General features: G+C 67.7%; 24 protein-coding genes. 4 read left to right on the forward strand and 20 right to left on the reverse strand.

Annotated features, from left to right (window positions below; genetic code table 11):
* Window positions 1–168: 168 nt before the first annotated feature.
* From hflC to surE, 19 genes are all read right to left on the reverse strand, one after another.
* On the reverse strand, window positions 169–1,065 hold the full coding sequence (gene hflC / locus ABWV53_RS11030) for a protease modulator HflC (RefSeq protein WP_353365767.1): 897 nt from the start codon (window positions 1,063–1,065) through the stop codon (window positions 169–171).
* 9 nt (window positions 1,066–1,074) lie between these two features.
* Entirely contained in the window at window positions 1,075–2,451 is a 1,377-nt protein-coding gene (gene hflK, locus ABWV53_RS11035; RefSeq protein WP_353365769.1) for an FtsH protease activity modulator HflK, read from the reverse strand.
* 55 nt (window positions 2,452–2,506) lie between these two features.
* Window positions 2,507–3,643 carry a GTPase HflX gene (gene hflX / locus ABWV53_RS11040; protein WP_502903890.1) on the reverse strand — a complete coding sequence of 379 codons (1,137 nt, stop codon included), beginning with the start codon at window positions 3,641–3,643 and terminating at the stop codon, window positions 2,507–2,509.
* 93 nt (window positions 3,644–3,736) lie between these two features.
* Window positions 3,737–3,997, reverse strand: coding sequence for an RNA chaperone Hfq (gene hfq, locus ABWV53_RS11045; RefSeq protein WP_353365773.1), 261 nt, complete (start codon window positions 3,995–3,997; stop codon window positions 3,737–3,739).
* Between the two features lie 78 nt (window positions 3,998–4,075).
* Window positions 4,076–5,431 (reverse strand): ribosome biogenesis GTPase Der, encoded by a 1,356-nt coding sequence (der, locus tag ABWV53_RS11050; protein ID WP_353365775.1) that lies wholly within the window; start codon window positions 5,429–5,431, stop codon window positions 4,076–4,078.
* Between the two features lie 15 nt (window positions 5,432–5,446).
* Window positions 5,447–6,535, reverse strand: coding sequence for an outer membrane protein assembly factor BamB (gene bamB / locus ABWV53_RS11055; RefSeq protein WP_502903891.1), 1,089 nt, complete (start codon window positions 6,533–6,535; stop codon window positions 5,447–5,449).
* 62 nt (window positions 6,536–6,597) lie between these two features.
* On the reverse strand, window positions 6,598–7,284 hold the full coding sequence (locus ABWV53_RS11060; RefSeq protein ID WP_353365777.1) for a YfgM family protein: 687 nt from the start codon (window positions 7,282–7,284) through the stop codon (window positions 6,598–6,600).
* A gap of 15 nt (window positions 7,285–7,299) precedes the next feature.
* Window positions 7,300–8,559, reverse strand: coding sequence for a histidine--tRNA ligase (gene hisS / locus ABWV53_RS11065; protein WP_353366700.1), 1,260 nt, complete (start codon window positions 8,557–8,559; stop codon window positions 7,300–7,302).
* A gap of 118 nt (window positions 8,560–8,677) precedes the next feature.
* Entirely contained in the window at window positions 8,678–9,931 is a 1,254-nt protein-coding gene (gene ispG, locus ABWV53_RS11070; protein WP_353366701.1) for a flavodoxin-dependent (E)-4-hydroxy-3-methylbut-2-enyl-diphosphate synthase, read from the reverse strand.
* Between the two features lie 33 nt (window positions 9,932–9,964).
* On the reverse strand, window positions 9,965–10,864 hold the full coding sequence (locus tag ABWV53_RS11075; RefSeq protein ID WP_353365779.1) for a helix-turn-helix domain-containing protein: 900 nt from the start codon (window positions 10,862–10,864) through the stop codon (window positions 9,965–9,967).
* On the reverse strand, window positions 10,857–11,714 hold the full coding sequence (gene pilW / locus ABWV53_RS11080; protein ID WP_353365781.1) for a type IV pilus biogenesis/stability protein PilW: 858 nt from the start codon (window positions 11,712–11,714) through the stop codon (window positions 10,857–10,859). Before pilW ends, ABWV53_RS11075 begins: the two co-directional genes overlap by 8 nt.
* 9 nt (window positions 11,715–11,723) lie before the next feature.
* Entirely contained in the window at window positions 11,724–12,845 is a 1,122-nt protein-coding gene (rlmN, locus tag ABWV53_RS11085; protein WP_353365783.1) for a dual-specificity RNA methyltransferase RlmN, read from the reverse strand.
* Window positions 12,846–12,944: 99 nt separating this feature from the next.
* Window positions 12,945–13,370 carry a nucleoside-diphosphate kinase gene (ndk, locus tag ABWV53_RS11090; protein WP_056668244.1) on the reverse strand — a complete coding sequence of 142 codons (426 nt, stop codon included), beginning with the start codon at window positions 13,368–13,370 and terminating at the stop codon, window positions 12,945–12,947.
* Between the two features lie 80 nt (window positions 13,371–13,450).
* Window positions 13,451–14,791, reverse strand: coding sequence for a pseudouridine synthase (locus ABWV53_RS11095; RefSeq protein WP_353365786.1), 1,341 nt, complete (start codon window positions 14,789–14,791; stop codon window positions 13,451–13,453).
* Entirely contained in the window at window positions 14,784–15,512 is a 729-nt protein-coding gene (scpB, locus tag ABWV53_RS11100) for an SMC-Scp complex subunit ScpB (protein ID WP_353365788.1), read from the reverse strand. The genes ABWV53_RS11095 and scpB overlap by 8 nt, the downstream gene beginning before the upstream one ends.
* A gap of 151 nt (window positions 15,513–15,663) precedes the next feature.
* The gene (locus ABWV53_RS11105; RefSeq protein WP_353366702.1) at window positions 15,664–16,653 is read right to left on the reverse strand and encodes an RluA family pseudouridine synthase; all 990 of its coding nucleotides are present in this window, start codon (window positions 16,651–16,653) and stop codon (window positions 15,664–15,666) included.
* A 62-nt stretch (window positions 16,654–16,715) separates the two neighbouring features.
* A complete protein-coding gene (locus tag ABWV53_RS11110) occupies window positions 16,716–17,603 on the reverse strand; it encodes a peptidoglycan DD-metalloendopeptidase family protein (RefSeq protein WP_353365790.1) in 888 nt (295 codons plus the stop codon).
* An 11-nt stretch (window positions 17,604–17,614) separates the two neighbouring features.
* Complete coding sequence (locus ABWV53_RS11115; RefSeq protein WP_353365792.1) at window positions 17,615–18,397, reverse strand: protein-L-isoaspartate(D-aspartate) O-methyltransferase; 783 nt, start codon at window positions 18,395–18,397, stop codon at window positions 17,615–17,617.
* Window positions 18,394–19,194 carry a 5'/3'-nucleotidase SurE gene (surE, locus tag ABWV53_RS11120; protein WP_353365794.1) on the reverse strand — a complete coding sequence of 267 codons (801 nt, stop codon included), beginning with the start codon at window positions 19,192–19,194 and terminating at the stop codon, window positions 18,394–18,396. The genes ABWV53_RS11115 and surE overlap by 4 nt, the downstream gene beginning before the upstream one ends.
* A 146-nt stretch (window positions 19,195–19,340) precedes the next feature.
* Between surE and ABWV53_RS11125 the strand changes: the two genes are divergently transcribed.
* From ABWV53_RS11125 to ABWV53_RS11135, 3 genes are all read left to right on the forward strand, one after another.
* Complete coding sequence (locus ABWV53_RS11125) at window positions 19,341–20,315, forward strand: NADPH:quinone oxidoreductase family protein (RefSeq protein ID WP_353365796.1); 975 nt, start codon at window positions 19,341–19,343, stop codon at window positions 20,313–20,315.
* 121 nt (window positions 20,316–20,436) lie between these two features.
* Window positions 20,437–21,981, forward strand: a complete 1,545-nt coding sequence (locus ABWV53_RS11130; protein WP_353365798.1) for a GGDEF domain-containing protein — start codon at window positions 20,437–20,439, stop codon at window positions 21,979–21,981.
* A 118-nt stretch (window positions 21,982–22,099) separates the two neighbouring features.
* Entirely contained in the window at window positions 22,100–22,564 is a 465-nt protein-coding gene (locus ABWV53_RS11135) for a GAF domain-containing protein (protein WP_353365800.1), read from the forward strand.
* Between the two features lie 66 nt (window positions 22,565–22,630).
* Here the strand turns inward: ABWV53_RS11135 and ABWV53_RS11140 are convergent, their stop codons facing one another.
* On the reverse strand, window positions 22,631–23,461 hold the full coding sequence (locus ABWV53_RS11140; protein ID WP_353365802.1) for a hypothetical protein: 831 nt from the start codon (window positions 23,459–23,461) through the stop codon (window positions 22,631–22,633).
* Window positions 23,462–23,719: 258 nt separating this feature from the next.
* Here ABWV53_RS11140 and mutS point away from each other — a divergent pair, with 258 nt between their 5' ends.
* On the forward strand, window positions 23,720–26,341 hold the full coding sequence (gene mutS / locus ABWV53_RS11145; protein WP_353365804.1) for a DNA mismatch repair protein MutS: 2,622 nt from the start codon (window positions 23,720–23,722) through the stop codon (window positions 26,339–26,341).
* Window positions 26,342–26,388: the final 47 nt, after the last annotated feature.

Genomic DNA, 26,388 nt, shown 5'->3' on the forward strand with positions numbered 1-26,388 from the left:
CCCTGGGCAATCCGCAACAATGCGCAAGCGCCAGGCCTTATTGTCCAGAGGGGCGCGTTGCACCCGGCGCCGCGCTCGCCATAGCGGACAGGAATAAATTGGCGGAACATCGCCGGTGCACCAGGCTCATCTCAGGCCTGATACACCGCGCGTTCGGCAAGACCGCTATCAGGGACGGGATGCGGCGGGGGGAGCGCCGCGGTAAGCCTTGAAGAACTCCGACGACGACGGATCGACGACTATCACGTCGCTCTTCTTGTTGAAGCTGGACTTGTAGGCTTCCAGGCTGCGATAGAACTGCGCGAACTGGGGATCGCGGCCGAAAGCGTCGGCATAAATGCGGGCCGCCTCGGCATCGCCCTCACCCTTGATCTTCTGAGCGTCGCGGTAGGCATTGGCGATGGTGATCTCACGTTGCCTGTCGGCGTCCGCTCGAATCTTCTCACCCTCCGCGGCGCCGGTGGAGCGCAACTCGTTGGCGACGCGCTTGCGCTCGGCCTCCATGCGCCGGTACACCGATTCGGTGATCGCCTCGACATAGTCGACACGCGTGATACGCACGTCGACCACGTCCACCCCCCAGGGCTTGGCGCCGCGCACGGCTTCCAGCACCTCCCGTTTGACCTCTGCCATCAGCTCCTCACGCCGAGCTGACAGCAGTTCCTTGACGGTGCGACGGTTCACCTCTTCCTGGAATGCGTTGCGCACCACCCGGTTGAGCTGGATGGCACCCGCGTTCTCATCCAGGCCTACGTTGCGGATGTACTCCGAAGGATCGGAGATGCGCCACCGGACGTACCAATCGATGACCACGCGCTGCTTTTCAGCAGTCAGCATCGACTCCGTATCGGAGCTGTCCAGCGTCAGCAGACGCTTGTCGATGTAGCGCACGTTCTGAAAAGGCGGCGGCAACTTGAAATTGAGACCAGGCTCGGTGATCACTTCCTTGATCTGACCCAGCGCATAAACCACGCCAAACTGGCGCTGGTCCACCACGAAGAGCATGGAACTCAGCAAGGCAAGCACCACCAGCAACGTGGAGGCGATAAATCCGACTCGGTTCACAACTCTCTCCTAGCGCGAATCGCGGTCACGCGTACGACTGGTGTCACGCGCACGCGCATCATTTTGAAAAGTGGACGGCGGACTCGCCGGGGTCATTCCGGATGTGGTCGCGGGGGGCGTTTCCAGCGACGCGGCCGCGCTGGCAGGCCCCGTCTGCGCCACGCTCTGCATGATCCGGTCGAGCGGCAGGTACAGCAGATTCGAACCCTGCCGAGAATCCACAAGAACCTTGGTGACGTTGGTATAGATCTGCTGCATGGACTCCAGGTACATGCGATCCCGCGTGACCTGGGGCGCCTTCTGATACTCCGCGAGCACGGAGCTGAACCGTTGGGCATCGCCTTGCGCCTGCGCGACGATGCGGGCCTTGTACGCTCCAGCTTCCTCGGTCAAGCGAGACGCGGAGCCCACGGCGCGAGGAATCACGTCGTTGGCATAGGCCTGCGCTTCGTTCTTGGCACGCTCACGCTCCTGGCCGGCCTTCAGCACATCATCGAAAGCCGCCTGGACCTGCTCCGGAGGACGCACGCCACCCTGCTGGAGGTTGATCCCGACGACTTCCACGCCCACCTTGTAGCGATCGAGGATGACCTGCATCAATGCCCTAACCCGAGGCGCGATCTGGTCGCGTTCCTCGGCGAGGGCAGTGTCCATGCGCATCTTGCCGACGACTTCGCGGACCGCGGTTTCCGCGGCCTGCACCACCGCATCGGCAGGGTTGCGACTCTCAAACAGCCAGGCCCGCGCATCGCTCAAGCGGTACTGGACTGCGAACTTGATCTCGACGATGTTCTCGTCTTCGGTCAGCATTGCGGACTCGCGCAGCCCCGTGCTCTTGATGACCGTATCGCGCCCGACATCCGCCGAGCGGATCTGGGTCACGAATACCAATTCATGGCGCTGGATCGGATAGGGCAGCCGCCAGTTGAAACCGGCATTGACGGTGCTCTTGTACTTGCCAAACTGCGTGATGACGGCCTGCTGGCCTTCCTGCACGATGAAGAACCCGGTACCCAACCAGATCAGCAGAGCCACGCCGGCAATCAGACCGACACCCAGCCCTGCGTTTTTCATGTCCGGCTGGAAGCCGCCACCCCCACCTCCGGCGGGGCCCCGACCGCCACCGTTCTTGCCCCCGAACAGCCCACCGAGCTTGCGATTCAGATCGCGCCACAGCTCGTCGAGATCCGGCGGCTGGCCGGCATTGTTCTGTTCGCGTCCCCGCTGCCCTTGCGGACGCAGCGGCGTCGGCGGGTCGGCATCGGGCCGATCCGCACCCTCCTGCTTGTCGTCGCCTCGGCCCCACCGCGGGTCATTCAAATTCAACATTCCCCTAATTCGCTGGGGCAAGATGGCCCAGCGCAAGGCGCGGCTATGCAGGTTCATGCGGGAAATCTCTCGTTTTCTTAAGACATGGAGCAAGCGGGCATTGTGCCTAATCTCAGCCCTCTTCCCTCTTCAATTCAGCAGCAAGGTCAGGGGTCATCTCGTCGTGGACCTTCAACACCTCGGCGGCGAGTTGCTGGCGCAGCAGCTGCAAACCTTCACCCGACTGGGCACTGAGGAAGATGCGGGGAACGAACTCCCCGTCCATCTCGAGCACGTCCTGCGCGCAGGTGGGCCGGGCCTCGGGCGCCATGGCATCCAGCTTGTTGAAGATCAGCAGTTGGGGAATATGCTGCGCACCGATTTCCGCGAGCACCCGCTGGACTTGGGATATCTGCTCGGGAAAAGAAGGATTCGATGCATCGACGACGTGCAACAGCAGATCGGCATCGATGGCCTCCTGCAGCGTCGCCTGGAACGCATCCACCAGACCGTGGGGCAGGTCGCGGATGAAGCCCACCGTGTCGGACAGCGATATCGAGCGACCCGCGTCGGCCAGGTACAGCTGCCTGGTCGTGGTGTCCAGCGTGGCGAAAAGCTGGTCTGCCGCATAGGCGCGCGCCTTGACGAGCGCATTGAACAGCGTGGATTTGCCAGCGTTGGTGTATCCCACCAATGAGACATTGAACGTGTCCCGGCGATCGCGCTGCCTTCTCTGCGTGGAGCGCTGGCGCTTCACCTTGACCAACCGCTCTCTCGTGCGCTTGATCGCGTCGCCGATCATCCGGCGGTCCAGCTCGATCTGGGTTTCACCGGGACCGCCGCGGGCACCGATGCCACCTCGCTGCCGCTCCAAGTGCGACCAGCGCCGGACCAGCCGGGTACTCAGGTACTGGAGCTTGGCCAGCTCGACCTGCAGCTTGCCTTCATGGCTGCGAGCCCGTTGCGCGAAAATCTCGAGGATGAGGAAGGTGCGGTCGCTGACCGGAAGATTGAGCACCCGCTCCAGGTTGCGCTGCTGGGCCGGGCTCAAGGCCTGATCGAACAGCACCTCGACCGCGCTATGCATCTGCGCCAGCACACGGATTTCCTCCGCCTTGCCGGAACCGACGAACAGTGCCGCATCGGGCGCCTTGCGCTTGCACACGAGACGCGCGACCGGCGAGAGGCCCGCCGTTTCGGCCAGCAGCCCCAGCTCCTCCAGCTCGCCATCGAAATGGGGCAGACCGAAATCCACCCCGACCAACACCACGGGCGTCACCGGGGCAGCAGGTTTGTCTGAAGAACTCAAGGCGTTAGGCAGTGACGGGTCCACCAACCGGCGGACAGAAGAAAGACCGGAGGATCAGGCCGACGGGCCGGTCTCGGCAGAGTCGCTGGACTCGGCCGTCGTGAAATTGACGGCACGGCCAGGAACGATGGTGGAAATGGCGTGCTTGTAGACCATCTGGGTCACGGTGTTACGCAGCAGCACCACGTATTGATCGAAGGACTCGATCTGCCCCTGCAGCTTGATGCCGTTGACCAGGTAGATAGACACCGGAACATGCTCGCGGCGCAGCGCGTTCAGAAACGGGTCTTGAAGAAGTTGGCCTTTATTGCTCACGATATTCTCCGTGTTCAAGGAATGTTGTTGTAAAGGCACACCTTACCACACGGCCGAGGCCGCACGGATCGAAAGGCCTTAGCGCCGATCCGTCCCGGCGCCTTCGTCGGCGAAGGGGTTGTGCGAGGTCTTCATCTCGATGCGCAAGGGTGTGCCCACCAGATTGAACTCCTTGCGGAACCGGCCTTCGAGGAAGCGCTTGTACGCGTCGGTCACGTGCTCGAGGGAGTTTCCGTGAATGACGATGACTGGCGGATTCATGCCCCCCTGGTGGGCGTAACGCAATTTGGGCCGGAACATTCCCGAGCGCTTGGGGCTCTGGAACTGCACGGCCTCCAGCAGCAACCGCGTCAACACTGGCGTGGACATCTTGCAGGTGGCAGCCTTGTGCGCCTGGACGATCGACGCCCACACCGGCCCCAGGCCCTGGCGCTTCTTCGCCGAGATGAAATGCATGGCGGCGAACTTGAGAAACGACAGCCGCGTCTCGATGGAGCGCTCCAGCATCTGCCGCTCGTACTCGTCCACGGCATCCCACTTGTTGACGGCCAGCACCACGGCGCGGCCACTTTCCAGGATGTAGCCGGCGATGTGGGCATCCTGGTCGGTCACGCCCTGGGTCGCATCCAGCAGCAACAGCACCACGTTCGCGGACTCGATCGCCTGCAGGGTCTTGACGACCGAGAACTTCTCGATCGCTTCGAACACCCGGCCCTTGCGGCGCAGACCGGCCGTATCGATCAGCTCGAACTTCTGGCCCTGGCGCTCGAACGGTACCGAGATGGCGTCCCGCGTGGTGCCGGGCATGTCGAAAGCGACCAGGCGCTCTTCTCCAAGCCACGTGTTGATCAGGGTCGACTTGCCCACGTTCGGACGGCCTGCCACTGCCAGACGCACCGTGGTGGAATCCTCGTCCGCGGCCTCGTCGTCGGCCTCGGGCCAGTGCAACGTCGCCAGCGCGGTATCCACCAGCGTACGAATCCCCTGACCGTGAGCGGCCGATACCGGGTGGACCTCGCCCAACCCCAGCTCATAGAACTCGGCCAGTTGCACGCCCTCCAGCATGCCTTCCGCCTTGTTGCCGACCAGCACGCACGGCTTGCCCAGGCGCCGGAGGTACTTCGCGATATCGTGGTCTTGCGCAGAAACGCCGGCTCGCGCATCCACCACGAAGACCACCACGTCGGCTTCCGCAACCGCTTGCTGCGTTTGCTTGGCCATCTCGCGGTAGATGCCGGTGGAGGCATCGGGCTCGAAGCCGCCGGTGTCGATCACGATGTACTCGTGCTTGCCCTGCTTGCCGTTGCCGTAGTGACGGTCGCGGGTCAGGCCCGCGAAGTCCGCCACGATGGCGTCCCGCGACTTGGTCAACCGATTGAACAGCGTCGATTTGCCCACATTGGGCCGCCCGACGAGGGCGATGACTGGTTTCATGGACTGCAGGCCCTGTCAATCCGGACGGAAGCCGTAGATGCCGCCATTGCGGGTAACGACCACCAGGGTGTCGGCAGAAGCCACCGGGGCGACCGAAATGCCCGACGTGTCGGTGGAAAGACGATTCAACGGGCTGCCGTCTTCGCGGGAAAGCAGGTGAACCAGACCGGATTCGTCGGCCACGATGACCGAGCGGCCCAGCGCCAGCGGCGCGGTCAGCTGGCGGTACAGAAGGCGGTCCGAAGACCACGCCTTGGCGCCGTCCTGGCGCTTCCAGGCTGAAACGGTGCCATTGCTTTCAGTACCGAAGACGAAGCTGTCGTCGCCCTGGACGCCCGTTGCGCCATTGGCAGGCTGCGTCCACTCGACGGTGCCACGGGCTGCGTCCACGCACCCGACCGTCGCCTGGAAAGCGCGGGCGCACACTTCGGCACCGCGGCGACTGACGGGCCCCACGATCTCGACCAGGCGCTCCACGTCGTTGGTGCCACGTGGACTGGCCAACGGCGCCTCCCAGCGCACCACGCCGGAATCCGGGTTGAAACCCACCAGTCGGCCAGACAGTCCGGCCACCAGCGTATCGCCCACCGCCATCAGCACGCCACGTTGGCGCAGCGTGAGTGGCTCGCCAGGGCGCTGCTGGTTCCATAGCTTCTGTCCGGTGGCCGCGTCGAACGCGGACACGGATCGGTCGGCGGAAAGTACGAAGACGCGGTTGCCAGCGACCAGCGGTGGTGTGTACGACTGCGCCTGCAGCGGCTGGCGCCAGAGCTCCCGGTCGCCCGCGAGCACGACCACATCGTTTTTCTGCGTGACGACGGCAGTCCACTTGCCATCGCCACCTACGCCGGCCGACAGCGGCTGGCCCAGCGAAGCCCGCCAGACGTCACCGCCGGTTCGGGCATCGATCGCGGCAATGGAGCCATCTGCAGAGGCCAGCGTGACCGTGTTGCCCTGCACCAGCACTTCCAGCGGCAACCCGGTGGTGGGGCCGATCCTGGCCGTCCAGGCCTGGCGCACCGGCAGCACTGGAACATTTGGCCCCAATTCTGCCGGCTTCGGTTTAGAAGGACCGCCCCAGAGGGAGCAGCCCGTGAGCAGCATGGCCGAGCTCGCAAGAATCCATCCGCAGGCGGCGGGCCGCGACCGGCCGATCAGGGCAGACATCATTGGGCACCTCCCGCTGGAGCCGCGGAAGCCACCACCTGCGAGGGCACCTGGGCGCCGAGCGCGTTCAGCTTGGCCTCCACCAACCGGCGGTATTCCACGCGCTCCTCGAAAGCCTTGTAAGCGCTCAGATACTCCGCAATGGCTTCCTTCTTCTTGTCCTGCAGTGCCAGGACATCGCCTCGCCGGTCTGCAAATGCAGCTTCGAAGCCGACCGGCACGGAGCCAGACAGTTGTGCAAGCGCCTTGTCGTAGGCCTTTTCCTCGATGAAGAGGGTCGCCAGGCGGAGCCGGGCCAACGCCTTGTATCCGTCATCGACCGCGCCCTGGGGCATCCAGCTCAGCGCCGCGACCGCCGCTTCCGGCTTGCCCGCGTCCGCCAACGCCTTCGCAGCGAGCAGGCCTGCCTGGCTGGCCTGCACGGTGCCCGAGTAGCGTGACTTGATGTCGTTCAAGACCTGCTCGATGCGGTCTGTGTCCGAGGCGCTCACAGCCGCCTCCATCGCATCGGACAGCGCGGAGGCCTGCGCCGCCTGGCGGTTTTGCCAGTACTGGTAGCCATTCCAGGCGGCCAGACCACCGAACACGACGATGAGCACACCGCTGATGAGCGTGCCCCAGGTGTTCCAGAAATGCTTCAGTTGGTCGAGCTGCTCTTGCTCTTCGAGATCGAAATGGTTTGCCATGATGGTCCGTGTATGTCAGCGGGAAGATTGTAGGGTGGCGGCCCACTCGGACAGGTCCGCCAGAGAGCGCTCCACCTGGTGCCCGGAGCCGTCACGCAGGGATTTCACCAGCACTGCGTCCCGCGCCATTTCGTCGGCGCCGAACACCAAGGCATAGCGGGCTCCGCTCGCATCCGCCTTTTTGAACTGGGACTTCATGCTGCCCATGGAGTCGCCCGCGGAGGCGTGCATCTGCACGCTCACGCCCGCCGCCCGCAGCTTTTGCAGCGCCCCCATCACACGGGGCAGGAAGGCCGTGTCGGTGACGACGGCATAGGCGTCTGCCGCCAGATCGGGGATGTCCTTCCCCGCCTCCTTCACCAGCTCCAGCACGCGCTCGACACCCAGGGCCCAGCCGACCGCCGGGGCAGCTTTGCCGCCCACCTGCTCGATCAGGTAGTCATAGCGTCCGCCGCCGCAGATCGTGCCTTGCGAGCCCAATCGGTCGGTCACGAACTCGAACACGGTGAGGTTGTAGTAATCCATGCCCCGCACCAGACGGGGATTGATGCGCCAGGCGACGCCGTTGGCATCGAGGATGGCCTTGACCGTCTCGAAATGGCGCAGAGAGTCTTCGCCCAGGTAGTCCAGCAGCTTGGGCGCCCCCTCCACGAGGGTCTGCAAGGCAGGGTTCTTCGTGTCCAGGATTCTCAGCGGATTGCTGTGCAGCCGCCTGCGCGCTTCTTCGTCGAGTTGGTCGACATGCGCCTCGAGGTAGCTGATCAGCGCGGCGCGGTGGGCCTTTCGCTCCTGCGGCTGCCCCAGGCTGTTGAGTTCGAGCCGCACGTCCGTCAGCCCGAGCTCCTTCCACAGCGCATCGGCCAGCAGGATCAATTCCGCGTCGGCCTCGGCGCCCGCGAATCCAAGCGCCTCGGCACCGATCTGGTGGAACTGTCGATAGCGCCCGCGCTGCGGCCGCTCGTGACGGAACATGGGCCCCATGTAGTAGAGGCGCTTGCCACCGTCATACAGCATGGCGTGCTCGACCACGGCGCGCACCACGCCTGCCGTCGACTCGGGGCGCAGCGTGAGCTGCTCTCCGTTGAGCCGGTCTTCAAAGGAATACATTTCCTTCTCGACGATGTCGGTGACCTCCCCCAGTCCGCGCACGAACAGCGCAGTCGGCTCCACGATGGGCGTGCGCAGGTTCCGGTAGGCGTAGCGGTCCATGAGGGCGCGTACCTTGGCCTCCAGCCATTCCCAGCGCGCGGACTCGGGAGGCCGGATGTCGTTCATGCCCTTCACGGCCGTCAGCTTCTGCGCCCGTTGCGGTGTATTCAAATTCTGGTTCACGGTGTTCTTGGAATGTGTGGGGGCTCCGGCCCCGCTTGGCGGACTCGCGGGAATCCGCAGTTCAATCGGCCGTCGCTGCTGGCTGGCTCTGTCCGAAGCGGCGGGCGATGTACTGATCGACGATGTCATGGAACTCTGCAGCGATGTTGTCGCCGCGCAGCGTGAGCACCTTCTCGCCATCGATGAAGACCGGAGCGGCGGGCGCCTCGCCGGTGCCGGGCAGGCTGATGCCGATGTCGGCGTGCTTGCTCTCCCCGGGGCCGTTCACGATACAGCCCATGACGGCGACCTTTATCTTTTCCACCCCGGGGTAACGCACGCGCCACACGGGCATTTGCGACCGCAGGTGGTCGTCGATCTGCTTTGCGAGCTCCTGGAACGTGGTGCTGGTCGTTCGGCCGCAGCCAGGGCAAGCGGTGACGCTGGGCACGAAGGAACGCATGCCGAGCGCCTGCAGGATCTCGGCCGCGACGACCACTTCCTGCGTTCGCGCCTCACCGGGCTGCGGAGTCAGCGATACGCGGATCGTGTCGCCGATGCCTTCTTGCAGCAGCACGGCCAGCGCCGCCGTGGAAGCGACCGTGCCCTTGGTGCCCATGCCCGCTTCGGTCAGCCCCAGGTGGAGCGCGTAGTCGCAGCGGCGGGCCAGTTCTCGGTAGACCGAAATCAGATCCTGCACGCCACTCACCTTGCACGACAGGATGATCTGGTTGCCATCCAGGCCCATGGCCTCGGCACGGCGGGCCGATTCGATGGCCGAGGTGATGAGCGCCTCGTACATGACCTGCCGGGGATCCCAGGGCTGCGCCCGCTGGCTGTTGACGTCCATGAGTTGCGCCAGCAGCTCCTGGTCCAGGCTGCCCCAGTTCACGCCGATGCGAATGGCCTTGTTCCAGCGCATGGCTGCATCGATCATCTGGCCGAACTGTCGGTCCCGCTTGTCGCCCTTGCCGACGTTGCCGGGGTTGATCCGGTACTTCGACAGCGCCTGGGCGCAATCCGGATACTCGGTCAGCAGGCGATGGCCGTTGTAATGGAAGTCACCCACCAGAGGGACCGTTTCGCCCATGCGATCCAGTTGCTCGCGGATGTAGGGCACCGCGGCGGCGGCCTCCGGCGTGTTGACCGTGATACGCACGAACTCGGACCCCGCCTGCGCGAGTTCCTTCACCTGGATAGCGGTGCCGATGGCGTCCACCGTATCGGTGTTGGTCATGGACTGGATGCGGACCGGCGCGCCTCCCCCCACGGTGACCACGCGGGAACCCCACACCACACGCGCCTGCCGCGAAGTGCGTACCAGGGGCGCCGCCATCGGAACAGGGCCGGTCGATGTTTCGTAGCTCAATTACTTCACCTCAAAACGGGCCACGTTCTCGCGCGTGGAACTGGCGATGTCCAGCGGCTGGCCGCGCACCAGCACGGTGGTGGCGTCTGCCTTGCCGATGACGACAGCCCACGGCGGGCTGCCGGGCGCCACCAGGCGGTCACCGGCATTCAGGGTCTTTTGGGTCGTGCCGCCGCCACCCAGGCTGCGCACCTGCACCCAGGATGTGGCCTTCGCCGCGATGACCAGCACCTCGGAAGCGACTGCAGCGGTATTCGGCGCCGCCTGGCTCGCCGGCGCCGCGGGGGACGCAGCAGCCACGGCCGCTGCTGGCGCAGGGGCAGGCACTGCGGCCGGCGCACTGCGATCCGCCTCCGGCGAGGGGAGCGGCGCGGCCGTGGACGCGCCGTGGGACACCGGTTCGGCCACGGAGCCCGGGGCCGATGACGAACTCACCGCTTCAGTCGTCGCGGAGCTGTTGTCCAGCGCCTTGGGAACGAACACCATCGCCAGCGCGCCCAGCAGCAACACGAGCACCACCGCGACGACCGAACGGGGGACCGCCGCTCCTGCGCCGCTCGATGCGCGAGTGGTGCTGTCCTTGTAGGAAGCGTTGATGCCCCGATCCGCAGTGAGCCGCGGGGCGGCACCCTGCGGCAGCAGTGCGAGTACCGGCGCGGGGTCGATGTTCAGCGTGCGGCACACGCTGGAGGCCAGCGCGCGCACGAACACCACGTCCGGAAAGACCTCGTGGCGATCGGCCTCCAGTGCCTCCAGCTTGGGCGCCGACACCTTCAGCGCCACGGCCAAGGCAGCGATATGCACTCCGGCCGCCTGCCTCGCGTCACGCAGCAGACTGCCGGCCGTCACCGCCGCGGGCGATCCCGCGTCCATCATTTCCGTCTCAAGCATCTCACTCATCGAACGCGCCTCGTTCATAAGCCAGCAGTTCCCGGGAATCGGGGAACCGCTTGCGCAGTTGCTCGCCCAGCTGCCGCATGGCAATGGTGTCCTTCAAGGCACGCTCGACCTTGATCCCCAGCCACAGCGACTCGGCGCTCGCAAATTCGCCATTGTTCACCCGCCGCACGTAGAACTGTGCCTGCTTCACATCACCTCTTCGAAATTTCAGCGAAGCCAGGCCGTAACCGATGACCGGGTTGCCGGCATCCAGTTCATACGCGCGCGCCAACACCTGCTCCGCGGCGGCCAGATCGCCAGAGCGCTCCAGACACACGCCTTGCGACATCAAGGTCTTGCTGCGCGAGGCGTATGTGGGCGTCGCCAGCGCGCGGTCGAACCACTGCATGCTCTCCGCATAACGCTGACGCTGACACTGCAGCCAGCCGAAGTTGTGCATGATGTCCGGATCGCCCGGACGCAGCGCCTGGGCGCGGCGCAGGCTCTCTTCCGCCTGGACCTGGTTCCCGAGCCGCATGTAGATCAGCGCCATCAGGTGATGGGCATCGGCAAACGTCGGGTCATGGGCGATCGACTGCTTAACCTCGTCCAGCGCTACGGTGGTCTGCCCCATCTGGAAGTAGTTGGCGGCGAGCTCCAGGCGGATACGTGCGCGCCGCCGCACTTCCGATTCGTCGGAAGGCGTGACCACCGGCTCCGCGGCGTAGGACGCATTGGCGGCGGGGGTCGTGGTGGTGGTGCATCCGCCGCCCATCCCCACGGAAGCGCAGGCCACAGCCAGGGTGAGCACCCATCGCTGCTGCCAATGGGTTCCAGGATTCGCCATGTGTGCCCCCTTGATGTGATGCATGCCCGCCGTTCAGGTCACTGGCTTGAGCGCGATCACACGCTGCTTGGCCATGCGCTCTGACGCGCGCGTGCGATCTTTCACATCTCCAGCCAGCTGGCCGCAAGCCGCATCGATATCGTCGCCGCGCGTCTTGCGCACGGTCGTGACGATACCCGCCTCGCTCAGCAACTTGGCAAAAACCGACACTTGATGAGGGGAAGAGCGGTGCAGGCCGGAGGCCGGAAAGGGATTGAAGGGAATCAGGTTGAACTTGCACCACACGCCGCGGCTGGCGTGCTTGCGCACGAGGTCTATCAACTGCTGCGCGTGTTCAGGCTGGTCGTTGACGCCGTCCAGCATGCAGTATTCAAAGGTGATGAAATCGCGCGGTGCGTGTTCGAGGTACCGATTGCAGGTCTCCAGCAACTCGGCGATCGGGTACTTGCGATTCAGGGGCACCAGATTGTCGCGCAGCGCATCATTGGGCGCATGCAGCGACACGGCCAGTGCGACCGGGCAATCCTGGGCGAGCCGGTCCATCATCGGCACGACGCCCGAGGTGGAAACGGTGACCCGGCGCCGCGAGAGGCCATAGCCATGGTCGTCGAGCATCACCCGCAAGGCCGGCACCAGCGCCGCATAGTTCTGCAGCGGCTCACCCATGCCCATCATCACCACGTTGGAGATGACGCGTTCCGAGGTGCCCAGCCGGGTTCGCAGCGCATGCTCGGCGAACCAGAGCTGGGCCACGATTTCGCCCGTCGTGAGATTGCGGCTGAAACCCTGGTGCCCGGTGGAACAGAAGCGGCACCCCACGGCACACCCTGCCTGGGACGACACGCACAGCGTGCCCCGGTCGTCCTCAGGAATGAAGACCGTCTCGACCGCATTGCCGTCGCCGACGTCGAACAGCCACTTGACCGTTCCGTCCGCCGATACATGTTCGCTGATGACACGCAAACCGGTCACTACCGCGACGCCCTTGAGCTTTTCGCGCAGCGACTTGGCCAGATCGCTCATGGCGTCGAATTCATGCGCGCCACGTTGATGGATCCAGCGAAAGAGTTGGGTCGCCCGAAAGCGCTTCTCACCCAGCCGCTCGCAAAAAGCGGCCAGCCCGTCCAGATCGAAATCGAGCAGGTTGGTGGTCATGGCGTCATTCAGGCGTTGCGAGACCTGCAGCGGTTGCACACGGCGTGGCGACCCGGCAGCGGAGCCGGAGAGAGCGCAGGCGCGTGCGACCGTACCGCATCAACGCGAGTAGATGTTCAGGCCGGGGAAGAAGAAAGCGATTTCGACTTGGGCCGTTTCAGGGGCGTCGGAACCGTGCACGGCGTTGGCGTCGATGCTGTCGGCGAAATCGGCGCGGATCGTGCCAGCCTCGGCCTTCTTGGGGTCGGTGGCGCCCATCAGTTCACGGTTCTTCAGGATGGCGTTCTCGCCTTCCAGCGCCTGGATCATCACCGGGCCGGAGATCATGAAGTCGACCAGATCCTTGAAGAAGGGACGCTCCTTGTGCACGGCGTAGAACTGCTCGGCTTCACGGCGCGACAGATGGGCCATGCGAGCAGCGACGACCTTCAGGCCGGCGGCTTCGAAGCGCGCATAGATTTGGCCGATGACGTTCTTGGCGACTGCGTCGGGCTTGATGATGGAGAGGGTGCGTTCGATTGCCATTGTTCTATCCTGATGAGTAAGGTTGCGTTGACTTTTGCCCTGGGGACAAAGCTTTCCATTCTATCGCGGCGCTGGTAACCCTAGCGGCCCCTGCGGCGGGGTCCGGGGCCGCCATTCCCGCGCTTCTGTTCCTGGCGCTGGCGCAGCAGGCTGTCGCTGCCGATGTAGCCCACCGAGGTTTTCATCGGATCGGGCTGCGCCGGCTTGCCCGCCGAGCGCCCGCCCGGGGCGGCACCCTCGTCGCGGCGCGACCGAGGTGCGCGGCCGCCGGGTGCCCCGCCGGCCTTGCCACCCGGCCCGGCGCCTCGTGCCTGCGGGGCTCGGGGGCCACGGGGCTTGGCGCGTTCGGCAGGGGCCGCCCCTTCGGCAGCGCCCTCCACCGCCCGGGCGCGGCCGGGGCCGGCCGCGTTGGCCAATGCGCGGATGTCGCGCTCGTCGAGCTCCAGCCAGGCGCCTCGCTTCAAGCCGCGTGGCAGCATCATCGCGCCGTAGCGGATCCGGATGAGCCGGCTGACCGCGTGCCCCACCGCTTCCATCATGCGGCGGACCTCCCGGTTGCGGCCCTCGGAGATGGTCACGCGATACCAGCAGTTGGAGCCTTCGCCACCGCCGTCCTCGATCGAGCCGAAAGCCGCGAAGCCGTCTTCCAGCTGCACGCCGTCCAGCAGCCGCTGCTTTTCCTCGTTGCTCAAGGCGCCGAGCACGCGCACGGCATATTCGCGCTCCAGCCCGAAGCGCGGATGCATCAGCTGGTTGGCGAGTTCGCCCGAGCTGGTGAACAGCAGCAGGCCCTCGGTGTTCAGGTCCAGCCGGCCGACGGATTGCCACTTGCCCTGCATCAGTCGCGGCAGCTTGCGGAACACCGTGGGACGGTTCTGCGGGTCGTCATGGGTGACGACCTCGCCAGCGGGCTTGTGATAGGCGATCACCCGCGCCGGCGGCGGATCGATGCGGTAGCGGATCGGCTTGCCGTTGACCCGGATCTGGTCGCCATGCTGGATGCGCTGCCCCACGTGGGCCGGCTCGTTGTTGACCGAGATGCGACCTTCCAGGATGAGCTGCTCCATCTCCAGCCGGGAGCCGAGCCCCGCCTGCGCCAGCACCTTGTGCAGCTTGGGGGTTTCCACCTGGGGCTGCAGCACCCGTTTGGCAGGCGTCACCTCCTGCGCGGCCTCGTCCTCGTCCAGCTTGCCGGACACCACGTCGGCAAAGCCGTAGCCATCGGCCTGCGCCGGGACGGCCGCCCGGCCGGGCGCCTTGGCCGGGCGCTGGGCAGCGCTCCCCGCGCCGCCGGGCGCACGGCTGCCTGGGGCAGTGCGACTGCCGCGGGCGGCATCGCTGCGCGGCTTGCGCTGCGCAGCGCCCTCGTCCGGGGCGGCCTCGGCGCCGGCTGCCGGCTCGTCCTGGTGGGAGTCATTCATCTTTGTTTCCTGTAGCAGTCGTCTGCGACCCTGGGGCCCCATCCAACGGAATTGTTGTCGATGCATCCGCATCGTTCGGCACGGCGCCGGCTTCCACCTCCGCCTCCGCCTGGGCGTCGGCCTCGGGCTCGCCGTTCGTGGCGGACTCTGCGGCCTCGGCGCCTTCGCCCTCCGCCAGGCCCAACGTGTCGAACATGCTGGCTTGCACGACCGGGTCGTCCAGCACCGGCAGTTGATCGAGCGACTGCAGCCCCAGATCGTCCAGGAACTGCCGGGTGGTGGCGAACAGCGCAGGCCGGCCCACCGTTTCGCGGTGTCCGATGACCTCCACCCAGCCCCGGTCCTCCAGCTGCTTGATGATCAAACTGTTGACCGTGACGCCGCGCACGTCTTCGATGTCACCCCGCGTCACCGGCTGGCGGTACGCGATGATGGCCAGCGTCTCCAGCGCGGCGCGCGTGTAGCGCGGCGGCTTCTCGGGGTGCAGGCGGTCGAGGTACTCGCGCATTTCCGGACGGCTCTGGAACCGCCAGCCCGAGGCTACCTGAACCAGCTCCACACCGCTCTGCGCCCAGTCCTGCTGCAGCTCGAGCAGGATGTGCTTGAGCGTGTCGGCCCCCAGGGCATCGTCGAACAGTCCGCGCAACTCCCGCACCGTCACCGGCTGCGGGGCACAGATCAGCGCGGTTTCCAGAACCCTTTTGGCTTCCACCGTATTCATGATGTTCAGCAGTCCCGAGGAAGATGCGAGCGAGCCCGCGGCGTCACAGCAAGCGGCAGCACGACAGGGAGCAAGAAAGAGAAGGCGCGTGTACAGCGATGGGCAAGACGCCATGCTGCGCGAGAGGGTGTCGGCACAAGCGTGTGCGGACTTAAGCCGGATTGTAGCGCAGGCCCCAGAACTCGACGGCCGCCTGCATGTCCGCCGGCAAGGGCGCCTTCCACTCCATGGGCACACCCGTGACCGGGTGGGCGAAGGCCAGGCGGAACGCATGGAGGGCTTGGCGCGACAGCCCGGCGGCCGGAACGCCGCCGTAGAGAGCGTCGGCCACCAAGGGGTGCTGAAGCGAGGCCATGTGCACGCGGATCTGGTGGGTGCGGCCGGTGTGCAGCGTGCACCGCACCAGGCTGGCTTCCGGCCCCGCGGCCAGCACGTCGATGTCGGTGCGGGCCGGTTTGCCGGCGTTCAGGCCCAGGTCCACCACCGCCATCCTCAAGCGATTGCGCGGGTCGCGGCCGATCGGCGCATCCACGCGGCGGTGGTCGGCGTGCCGCCAGCGGCCCATGGCGATGGCAAGGTACTGCCGCGACACCTCGCGGGCGGCGATCATGCGCACCAGGGCGTCCATGGTGGCCCGCTCGCGCGCCACCACCATCAGGCCGCTGGTGTCCTTGTCGAGCCGGTGCACGATGCCCGCCCGAGGCACAAGGCTGGCGCGGGTATCGCGCGCCAGCAGGCCGTTGAGGAGCGTGCCGCTCCAGTTGCCGGGCGCCGGGTGCACCACCAGGCCGGCGGGCTTGTTGATGACGAGCAGCTGATCGTCTTCGTACACCACGTCAAGCGGCATGGCTTCCGGCCTGAAGGCCTGGCTCTGCTCGGTTGGGCGGATCTCCACGGTGATGCGGTCGCCGGCCTTCACCTTGGCCGACGGCTTGGACGCGGTGGCGTCGCCCCATCGCACCAGCCCTTGCGCCAGCAGCTGCTGCAGATAGCTGCGGGACAGCTCCGGCACCAGATCGGCCAGCGCCTTGTCCAGCCGGGCGCCGTGGTGCCCGGCGCCGACGACCAGTTGCCTCAGCTCGCCTTCCGCGTCCTCCGCGTCTCCCGGGGCAGCCGACGCAGCCGCCGCACCCCCTGCCAGAGGCCCCGCGCCGTCCCCGTCGTCGGGCTGCCAGCCCGCGTCCGCAGGCGCGCCGTCGCCGCTCAACGGGAAGGCAGGTAACGCACCGGATCGACCGGCTTGCCCTGCCGGCGGATCTCGAAGTGCAGTTTGACCCGATCGGTGTCGGTGCTGCCCATCTCGGCGATCTTCTGGCCGCGCTTCACGTTCTGGTCTTCCTTGACCAGCAACGTCTGGTTGTGGGCGTAGGCGGTCAGGTAGGTGTTGTTGTGCTTGAGAATGACCAGGTTGCCGTAGCCGCGCAAGCCCGCGCCGGCATACACCACCCGGCCGTCGGCCGCCGCCAGCACCGGGTCGCCGGCCTTGCCGCCGATGTCATAACCCTTGTTGCGCGCCTCGTCGAAGCCCGCCAGCAGCGGGCCGGAAGAAGGCCAGATGAAGGGCATGTCGTCTTCGTTGCCGGCGGCAGCAGGCGGCGTCGCAGCCGGAGCCGCGGCGGCGGGCGAGGTGGCCGATGCCCCCGGCTTGGCCGCGCTGGCGGCCGGCGCGGGAGGCAGGGCCGACGCCGTCACCGGGCGCGTCACCACGCCGGTGTCGGCAGCCACGGCGCTGCTGGCCGACGCCGGAGCGCCCGGCGGCGCGACGCGCAGCACCTGGCCCACCTCGATCAGATTGGCGTTGTCCAGCCCGTTCCAGCGGGCGATGTCCTTCCACGTCTGGCCATGCTCCAGCCCGATGCGGATGAGCGTGTCGCCCGGCTTCACGGTGTAGTAGCCCGCCTTGCCGGCGTTCTCGGCGCCGGGCAGCGGCTTGGCCGCAGCCACTGCTGGGACCGGGGACGACGAGATCGCCCCGGCGGCCGTGCCGCGATCTTCGACCGGAGCCCTGTTGACGCGGGTGCCGCAACCGGCCAGCACCAAGCCAGCGAGCGCGATAGAACCCCAAGCAACAAGACCACGCGATACCAACATAAGCAATCCCTTCAGGCAATCCCCGATTTTAGGGGGACAAAATGAACGGCCTCCAAAACGCTCTGCTGAAGCCCGTGTGCTGTCTTGTCGACCACGAGCAGCACCTGCTGGCCGTTGTTGCCGACGGTCGGCGCCACCAGCCGTCCGCCCACCGCCAGCTGGTCGCACCAGTGCTGCGGCAGCAGCTCGCCACCCGCCGCCGAGACGATGGCGGCATACGGCGCGCCCTTGGCATAGCCCAGCATGCCGTCGCCCAGCAGCAGATGCACGTTGGCCAGCCGCAGCGGGCGCAGGTTGTCGCGCGCCTTCTCGTGCAACGCACGCAGCCGCTCCACGGTATACACCTCGCGCGCCAGCCGGGCGAGCACGGCGGCCTGGTAGCCGCAGCCGGTGCCGATTTCCAGCACCCGGCCCGGCCCGCTGCCGCTGCGCAGCGCCTCCGCGCCGAGCAACAGCTCCACCATGCGCGCGACGACGCTCGGCTTGGAGATGGTCTGCCCCAGCCCGATCGGCAGACTGGTGTCTTCATACGCCTGGTTGACGAGCGCGCTGTCCACGAAACGGTGCCGCTCCACCGCGCCCATGGCAGCCAGCACGGCGAGCGACTGGATGCCCGAGGCCGCCAGCCGCTGCACCATGCGTGCGCGCACCGCCGCGGAATCCAGCCCCAGCCCTTGCGGCGCCAAGGGCGCCTGGGCGGGCGGGCGAAGGCCGGCGCCCGCCGGCCGGGCCGGGACGGCGGCGGGCTGCGCCTGGAGCCGCGCCGGAAAGCCGGGCCTGCGCTGCTGCGTCATGGGACCACGCGCTCCGCGACCTGCGGGCCGCCCTCGCCCTCGGGCACCAGGCGCGCCGCGGTCTGCGCCCAGTAGCCCAGGCCTTCGTGGTCGGTCAGGTCGACCTTGAGCGGCGTCATGGCGACGTGCCCCTGCGCGGTGGCATGGAAGTCCGTGCCTTCGGCGTCGTCCTTGGCGGCGCCCGCGCTGCCGATCCAGTACATCGTCTCGCCGCGCGGGCTTTGCTGCTCGATCACCCGCTCGGCCGCATGCCGCCGCCCCAGTCGGCAGAGCTTGATCGGCCGGAGCACCTCGAGCGGCAGGTTCGGAATGTTGATGTTGAGCAGCCAGGGCGCCTCGCCCACCAGGCGCTGCTGCTGCATCTGCTGCACGATCTCGCGCGCCTTGCTGGCCGCCGCCTCGATCTCGCCCCAGCCCTTGTCCACCTGCGAGAAAGCGATGGCCGGGATGCCGAAGAGGTAGCCCTCCATGGCCGCGCCCACCGTGCCCGAATAGATGGTGTCGTCGCCCATGTTCGCGCCGTTGTTGATGCCCGAGACCACCAGGTCGGGCCGGTAACCGAGCAGGCCGGTAAGCGCGATGTGCACGCAATCGGCCGGCGTACCGTTCACGTACCGGAAACCGTTGGCCGCGCGCTGGACGTAGAGCGGCGAGTGCAGGGTCAGCGCGTTGGACTTGGCGCTGTTGTTGTGCTCCGGCGCCACCACTTCCACGTCCGCGATGGATTGGAGCGCTTCATGCAGCGCCACGATGCCGGGCGCCTGGAAACCATCGTCGTTGGAAATGAGGATCTTCATGGTCGGTCTGGCTGCGTTCGGCGGATTGTAGGCGTCGCCCTACGCCGGCCGCGCCGCTCGGAGTGGCCCCCTGCGCCGTCGCTCCAGGGACAACGGCCACCCCACCCCGCACCTATGATGCGGCGCACCGAAGAACGGAGACCTCCATGCACGCTTGGCTTTGCACCGACCCCACCGGCGTAGACGCGCTCACCTGGACCGAGCAGCCCACCCCGGCGCCGAAAGCCGGCGAAGTGCTGATCGAGATCAAGGCTGCGAGCCTGAACTTTCCCGATCTGCTCATCGTCCAGAACAAATACCAGATGAAGCCGCCCCTGCCCTTCGTGCCCGGCTCGGAATACGCCGGCGTGGTGCAGGCGGTGGGCGAAGGCGTCACCCACCTGCGCCCTGGCCAGAACGTGGCCTGCCTGAGCGGCACGGGCGGTTTCGCCACGCATGTGATCGCGCCGGCCGCGCTCTGCATGCCGCTGCCGGAGGGCTTCTCGCACGTCGATGCGGCCGCGTTCATCATGATCTACGCCACGTCGCACCATGCGCTGATCGACCGGGCCCAGCTGAAGGCGGGCGAAACCGTGCTGGTGCTGGGCGCCGCCGGGGGTGTGGGCACCGCAGCCATCCAGATCGCCAAGGCGCAGGGCGCCCGGGTGATCGCCGCCGCCTCCACCGAAGAAAAATGCGCGCTCTGCCTCTCGGTCGGTGCCGACGCGGTCATCAACTACGGCCAGGAAAACCTGCGCGAGGCCATCAAGGCGCTCACGGAGGGCCGTGGCCCCGACGTGATCTACGACCCGGTGGGCGGCGAATACACCGAGCCGGCCTTCCGCTCCATCGCCTGGCGCGGACGCTACCTGGTGGTCGGCTTCGCGGCGGGCCCCATTCCCGCGCTGCCGCTGAACCTGCCGCTGCTCAAGGGCGCCTCGCTGGTGGGCGTTTTCTGGGGCGACTTCGCCAAGCGCGAGCCCCGTCAGAACGCGGCCATGATGGCCGAGCTGGCGCAGTGGTATGCCCAGGGCAAGGTCAAGCCGGTCATCGACCGCACCATGCCCATGTCGCAACTGAAGGCCGCCTACGCCCACATGGGGTCGCGCGGCGTGATGGGCAAGCTGGTGATGGTGAACTGACCCGGATACCGCTTTCGGCCGAATGCCGGCCCGGGTGGCTCCGGCGGGGCCGCACTGCCTGTTCAATGCCTCTGGCGTCTGTCAAACTCGCAGCCTTCTTGACCCGATGGTGGCGCCTCGCATGGCAGACCGTAACCCTTCCGAAATCGCCCGCGAGACGCTGAAGCTGCTTGCATCCCGCAGGCTGGCCCCCACCCCTGACAACTACCAGGCGCTCTACGACGAGATCGCCGGCACCCGCAGCGCGCCGGCGTTTCCCGAAGGTCCCCTGCGCCAGATCGGGCGGGTGCTGCCTGGGCAGACCCCCGCGCAGAAGCGCCTGCTGGGCCTGTTCGAGAACGCCGTCGCGGCCAACGACTGGGGCGCGCTGCAGGGCGTGCTGGTGGGCTACGCCAACCTGGGCCTGGGCGCCGCGCCCGCACCCGTGGCCGTGCGGGAGGCCGACGGCCCGGCCGGCCAGGCCCCGTCCGGCGCGCTGCCCACCGAACTGGCCGAGCAGCTGGTGCGGCTGATCGACACCCTGATGCCCGCCCTGGGCGAGGACGACAGCCGGGTGCATGAACTGGCTGCGCAACTGGTGCAGTTCCTGAAGCAGCCGGCGCCGCCCTCCTCCACCCTGCAGCTCATGCTGAACAATTTCAGCTACCGCCTGTCGTTCGCCGCCGAAGACCAGGCGGCGATCCGCTCCAGCCTGCTGGCACTGCTGCAGATGGTGTTCGAGAACATCGCCGCGCTCAGCATGGACGACCGCTGGCTGCACGGCCAGGTCGAGGCGCTCATGGCGGCATCCACGCCGCCCCTGAGCCTGCGCCGGCTCGACGACGTGCAGCGCCGGCTCAAGGACGTGATCTTCAAGCAGACCGAGGCCAAGACCCGCCTTTTGCAGGCGCAGGACCAGATGAAGGAACTGCTGGCCGCTTTCGTCGAGCGGCTGGCGCAGATGGACCAGTCGAGCAGCTCGTACCACGACACGCTGGAGCAGTGCGCCGAGCGCATCGGGCAGGCCACGCACCTGCAGGAGATCACCCCGGTGCTGGAGCAGGTCATGTCCGCCACCCGGGCCATGGCGCTGAACAGCCGAGTCGCTCGCGACGAGCTGCACCAGCTGCGTGAACGCTCCGAGCTGCGGCACACGCAGATCACCGCGCTGCAGAAGGCGCTGGACGAAGCCAGCACGCAGGCACGCCACGACCCGCTCACCGGCTCGCTCAACCGCAAGGGGCTCGACGAGGTCATGGAACGCGAGGTCGCCCGCGCCCGGCGCAACGAGGCTCCGCTGTGCGTGGCGCTGCTGGACCTGGACAACTTCAAGGCCATCAACGACCGGCTGGGTCATGCCAGCGGCGACCAGGCATTGGTCCACCTGGCCCAGGTGGCCCGCGAGGTGATGCGCCCGCAGGACATGCTGGCGCGCTACGGCGGCGAGGAATTCGTGCTGGTGCTGCCCGACACCGCCCTGCCCCAGGGCGTGGAGGCCATGACCCGGCTGCAGCGCGAACTCACCACCCGCTTTTTCCTGCGCGGGCAGGAGAAAGTGCTTATCACCTTCAGTGCCGGTGTGGCGCAGTTGGGGCGGGAAGAGACCAGCGAAGAGGCCCTGCGCCGCGCCGACCAGGGCATGTACCTGGCCAAGCGCGCCGGCAAGAACCGCGTGACCGCGGCCTGAGCACGGCCCGCGCGCGGGCCGGCGGCGACGGCGGCAGCGCGGCCCCCGAGCGGGTCGCTACACTCTGCAACTTCTGCTGACAAAAACCAAACCACCCATGCGCGCGCTTTCCGATCCGATGCGTGAGGCTCTCGACGCCTACAAGGCGCTGCTGGAAGCCACCGGCCCGGCCGGGCTGGCCTTCCTGAACGCCCGGGTTCCCCACCGCTACACGGCCGTCTACCGGCTGGACGGAGCGGTACTGCGCAACGTGCACCTGTTCGACAAGGAAGGGGTGGTCACGCCCGACTTCCTGGAGACGGTGCCGCTGCACGACAGCTTCTGCCAGTTCGTCATGCGCGACGGCGGCTTCACCTGCGACGACACCGCCGGCGACCGCCGGCTGGACGGCCACAAGTACCAGGGGGTCATGGGCTCTTACCATGGCCTGCCGCTGCTGGACAACCACGGCGAGCTCTACGGCACGCTCTGCCATTTCGACACCGAACGCCACCCCCTGCCGGACGAGGAGTACGCGCTACTGCAGAAGGTGGCCCGCGTGTTGCCGGCCTATCTGAACAAGCGGCCGATCCCAGCGGCCTGAGCCGCCCGGCCCACCAGGGAGCCGGGCCTTGTGGGGCCGGCCTCCGGAGGTGTCATTCCCCGCCCGTCAGGGCTTGTCCGGCGGCTCCTTCCCGTCCGCGCCGGCCTGCGGCGTGGCCGAGGGGGCGGGCGCGGGGCTTGCGCCGGCCTGGGCCCGCTGGCTGCGCCAGGCGTCGAAGTCTTCCGAGAACTTCTGGTAACGCTCGCTGCGCCAGCTTTCGTAATCGCTGTCCAGCCGGCGCAATTGTTCCTCGCGCCACCGCTGATAGTCCGGGTCGGGGTGGCCGCCCGAGCGCGCATTGCGCCCGCTGGCGCCGCGCTCATCGCCGGCGTGACCGTTTCGCGGCTGACCACCGCCGCGGCCGTAACCCGATTCGGCCGCCTCGCGCAGATAGTCGTCGCCCTGCTGCGATCGCTCCGCGTTGCCCCACCGGCCGTCCCACTCGGGCTCCGACCGGCCCTGCCACTGGCCCTCCTGCATGCGGTGCCGGCCTTCATAGCCGCCGTAGCCGCTGCCGCTCGGCGGGCCCAGCCCGCGCGCGCCGCCGCCCGGGCCGCTGTAGCCACCATTGGCTGCCTGCCCGCCCGTGCCGCCGTAGCCACGCGAGCCCCCGCCCCCATAGCCGCCGTAGCCGGCGCGAGAGGCACCGGAGCCGTACAGCGTCGGCTCGTTGTCGGCGCCGCTGCCGTAGTCGCCGCCGCCCTGGTGGTGCTCGGCCGTGTAGTCGTGCTGGCGTGACGAGCGCCGGAAGCCATGCTCCTGGCCGCCCTGCGGCGTGCTGCGGTGGCCGTCGCCGCCCGGGCGGCTCCACTGCTCGGCCTGGCGGCCGGAACGGCCTGCGTCCTGATCCCGCTCCGGCCAGTGGCGGCGCGGGTCTTCGTGGTCATGTGGGTCCATGGATGAAACCTCCGTTCAGATCCAGCATCGGAAGCCGGGCTCACGGCCCGCTGCGCTGCAGCCCCGCCGGCGGCCGACTCCGCCAGCGGGTTCTGGCCAAAGCTGCGGGCAGCGGCGCGGTGCGGCGGGTAGGAGCATGCCGACGATAGAGGGCCGGGGCCGCCCATGCACAATGTCGACCCTTCAGGCGCACCGTGCGCCGCGCGCCAGCGCCCGCCCCCGCCGGACGGACCTGGCCACCGCAAGTGATCTGACCCCATGGAAATGCCCGCCTCTCCCGCCCACACCCCCATGATGGCCCAGTACCTGGGCCTGAAGGCGCAGCACCCCGACACGCTGCTGCTCTACCGCATGGGCGACTTCTACGAGCTGTTCTACGAAGACGCCGAAAAGGCCGCGCGGTTGCTCGACATCACGCTCACCCAGCGCGGCCAGTCGGCCGGGCAGCCGGTGGTGATGGCCGGCGTGCCCTTCCATGCGCTGGAGACCTACCTGGGCCGGCTCATCAAGATGGGCGAGTCGGTCGCCATTTGCGAGCAGGTGGGCGAAGTGGGCGCCGCCAAGGGCCCGGTCGAGCGCAAGGTGGTGCGGGTCGTCACGCCCGGCACGCTGACGGACAGCGAACTGCTGTCCGACAAGGCCGAGTCGATGCTGTTGGCCGTGCACCAGGGGGCGCGGGCGCGCTGCGGCCTGGCCTGGCTGTCGGTGACGCAGGGCGTGGTGCACCTGGCCGAATGCAGCCACGACGAGGTCGGCGCCTGGCTGGCCCGCGTGGCGCCCAGCGAGTTGATCTACAGCGCCGGGGTGAGCGAGCGCTTCGAGCAGCAGCTGCAGGCGCTGCGCCAGAGCGGCGCCCTGGCCTGCCCCTTGAGCCTGCGGCCGGACTGGCAGTTCGACGGCGCTCTCGGCGAGCGCAAGCTGCTGGAGCACCTGCAGGCCTCCAGCCTGGCTGCCTGGAACGCCGAGGCGCTGGGCCATGCGCATGCGGCGGCGGCCGCGCTGCTGTCGTACGCCGAGCACACCCAGGGCCGCGCGCTCACGCACGTGCAGAGCGTGCGGGTGCAGCGCAATGACGAGCTCATCGCCCTGCCCCTGGCCACGCGCCGCAACCTGGAGCTGGTGCGCACGCTGCGCGGCGAAGACGCGCCCACGCTCTTTTCGCTGCTGGACACCTGCATGACCGGCATGGGCAGCCGCCTGCTGAAAAGCTGGCTGCTGGAGCCGCGCCGCGACCGCACCGACGCCCGCCAGCGCCTGGCGGCCACGGCGGCGCTGCGCGGCAACGGCTCGGGCGCCGGCCCCTGGAGCGTGCTGCGCGCCGAGTTGCGCGGCGTGAGCGACGTGGAGCGCATCACCGCCCGCATCGCGCTGCGGCAGGTGCGGCCCCGCGAGCTGGTCGGCCTGTGCAAGACGCTACAAAAAGCAGAGCTGCTCGCGCAATCACATCAAGCGCCGGAGCCGTTTTTGGCCCAGATTTTCGAGCAGTTGCAGCCGCCGGTCGACTGCAGCACGCTGCTGCGCACCGCGATCCACGAAGAGCCGGCGGCGCTGGTGCGTGACGGCGGCGTGATCGCGGCCGGGTTCGACGCCGAGCTGGACGAGCTGCGCGGCATCCAGACCCACTGCGACGACTTCCTGCTGGACCTGGAGACCCGCGAGCGCGCCCGCACCGGCATCGCCAACCTGCGGGTGCAGTTCAACAAGGTGCACGGCTTCTACATCGAGGTCACCAGCAGCCACGTGGCCCGCGTGCCGGACGACTACCGCCGCCGCCAGACGCTGAAGAACGCCGAGCGCTTCATCACGCCGGAGCTGAAGGCCTTCGAGGACAAGGCACTGTCGGCGCAGGAGCGCGGCCTGGCGCGCGAGAAGTGGCTCTACGAACAGGTGCTCGACCAGCTGCAGCCGCACGTGCCCGCCCTCGCCCGCCTGGCCCAGGCGCTGGCCACGCTGGACGTGCTGTGCACGCTGGCCGAGCGCTCGCTCACGCTGAACTGGTGCGCCCCGCAGTTCGTGAACGAGCCCTGCATCGACATCGAGGCCGGCCGCCACCCGGTGGTGGAGGCGCGCCTGGCCGAGACGTCCTCGGGCGCCTTCATTCCCAACCACACGCGGCTCAATGCCAACACGCGCATGCAGGTCATCACCGGCCCGAACATGGGCGGCAAGTCGACCTACATGCGGCAGGTGGCGCTGATCGTGCTGCTGGCCAGCATGGGCAGCCACGTGCCGGCCACGGCTTGCCGGCTGGGGCCCATAGACGCCATCCACACCCGCATCGGCGCGGCCGACGACCTGGCGAACGCGCAATCGACCTTCATGCTGGAGATGACCGAGGCCGCGCAGATCCTGCACGCCGCCACGCCGCACAGCCTGGTGCTGATGGACGAGATCGGCCGCGGCACCAGCACTTTCGACGGGCTGGCGCTGGCCAGCGGCATCGCCACCCACCTGCACGACCGCACGAAGGCCTTCACGCTCTTCGCCACCCACTACTTCGAGCTGACCGAGCTGTCGGCGCGCCACCAGCACGCCATCAACGTGCACGTGGGCGCGACGGAGACGGGCGCATCGATCGCCTTCCTGCACGAGATCCAGCCCGGCCCGGCCAGCCGCAGCTACGGCATCCACGTCGCCAAGCTGGCGGGCGTGCCCGCGCCGGTGCTCAACCATGCGCGGCACACGCTGGCCGCGCTGGAAGAGCGGGCCGGCGAGGGCCAGGCGCAGGTGGACCTGTTCGCGCTGCCGCCCGACGACCCGGCCGCGGGCCTGAGCGCCGTGGAGGCCGCGCTGGACGCCATCCACCCCGACGCGTTGAGCCCGCGCGAGGCGCTGGATGCGCTCTACCAGCTCAAGCGGCTGGCGCAGGGCATGGCGTGAGCGTCGCAACTCCTCGGGTTTTCAAGCCTTTTGACCCGCCGGCGCCC

The sequence above is a fragment of the Acidovorax sp. FG27 genome (assembly GCF_040365715.1).
Taxonomy (GTDB): Bacteria; Pseudomonadota; Gammaproteobacteria; order Burkholderiales; family Burkholderiaceae_C; genus Paracidovorax.

Excerpts from the sequence above, each read along its gene's own strand:
- hflK (WP_353365769.1), bottom strand. The coding sequence starts at position 2,451 with ATGAACCTGCATAGCCGCGCCTTGCGCTGGGCCATCTTGCCCCAGCGA.
- der (WP_353365775.1), bottom strand. The coding sequence starts at position 5,431 with ATGAAACCAGTCATCGCCCTCGTCGGGCGGCCCAATGTGGGCAAATCG.
- bamB (WP_502903891.1), bottom strand. The coding sequence starts at position 6,535 with ATGCTGCTCACGGGCTGCTCCCTCTGGGGCGGTCCTTCTAAACCGAAG.
- ABWV53_RS11060 (WP_353365777.1), bottom strand. The coding sequence starts at position 7,284 with ATGGCAAACCATTTCGATCTCGAAGAGCAAGAGCAGCTCGACCAACTG.
- hisS (WP_353366700.1), bottom strand. The coding sequence starts at position 8,559 with ATGAACGACATCCGGCCTCCCGAGTCCGCGCGCTGGGAATGGCTGGAG.
- ispG (WP_353366701.1), bottom strand. The coding sequence starts at position 9,931 with ATGGCGGCGCCCCTGGTACGCACTTCGCGGCAGGCGCGTGTGGTGTGG.
- ABWV53_RS11075 (WP_353365779.1), bottom strand. The coding sequence starts at position 10,864 with ATGAGTGAGATGCTTGAGACGGAAATGATGGACGCGGGATCGCCCGCG.
- pilW (WP_353365781.1), bottom strand. The coding sequence starts at position 11,714 with ATGCATCACATCAAGGGGGCACACATGGCGAATCCTGGAACCCATTGG.
- rlmN (WP_353365783.1), bottom strand. The coding sequence starts at position 12,845 with ATGACCACCAACCTGCTCGATTTCGATCTGGACGGGCTGGCCGCTTTT.
- ndk (WP_056668244.1), bottom strand. The coding sequence starts at position 13,370 with ATGGCAATCGAACGCACCCTCTCCATCATCAAGCCCGACGCAGTCGCC.
- ABWV53_RS11095 (WP_353365786.1), bottom strand. The coding sequence starts at position 14,791 with ATGAATGACTCCCACCAGGACGAGCCGGCAGCCGGCGCCGAGGCCGCC.
- scpB (WP_353365788.1), bottom strand. The coding sequence starts at position 15,512 with ATGAATACGGTGGAAGCCAAAAGGGTTCTGGAAACCGCGCTGATCTGT.
- ABWV53_RS11110 (WP_353365790.1), bottom strand. The coding sequence starts at position 17,603 with ATGTTGGTATCGCGTGGTCTTGTTGCTTGGGGTTCTATCGCGCTCGCT.
- ABWV53_RS11115 (WP_353365792.1), bottom strand. The coding sequence starts at position 18,397 with ATGACGCAGCAGCGCAGGCCCGGCTTTCCGGCGCGGCTCCAGGCGCAG.
- surE (WP_353365794.1), bottom strand. The coding sequence starts at position 19,194 with ATGAAGATCCTCATTTCCAACGACGATGGTTTCCAGGCGCCCGGCATC.
- ABWV53_RS11125 (WP_353365796.1), top strand. The coding sequence starts at position 19,341 with ATGCACGCTTGGCTTTGCACCGACCCCACCGGCGTAGACGCGCTCACC.
- ABWV53_RS11130 (WP_353365798.1), top strand. The coding sequence starts at position 20,437 with ATGGCAGACCGTAACCCTTCCGAAATCGCCCGCGAGACGCTGAAGCTG.
- ABWV53_RS11135 (WP_353365800.1), top strand. The coding sequence starts at position 22,100 with ATGCGTGAGGCTCTCGACGCCTACAAGGCGCTGCTGGAAGCCACCGGC.
- ABWV53_RS11140 (WP_353365802.1), bottom strand. The coding sequence starts at position 23,461 with ATGGACCCACATGACCACGAAGACCCGCGCCGCCACTGGCCGGAGCGG.
- mutS (WP_353365804.1), top strand. The coding sequence starts at position 23,720 with ATGGAAATGCCCGCCTCTCCCGCCCACACCCCCATGATGGCCCAGTAC.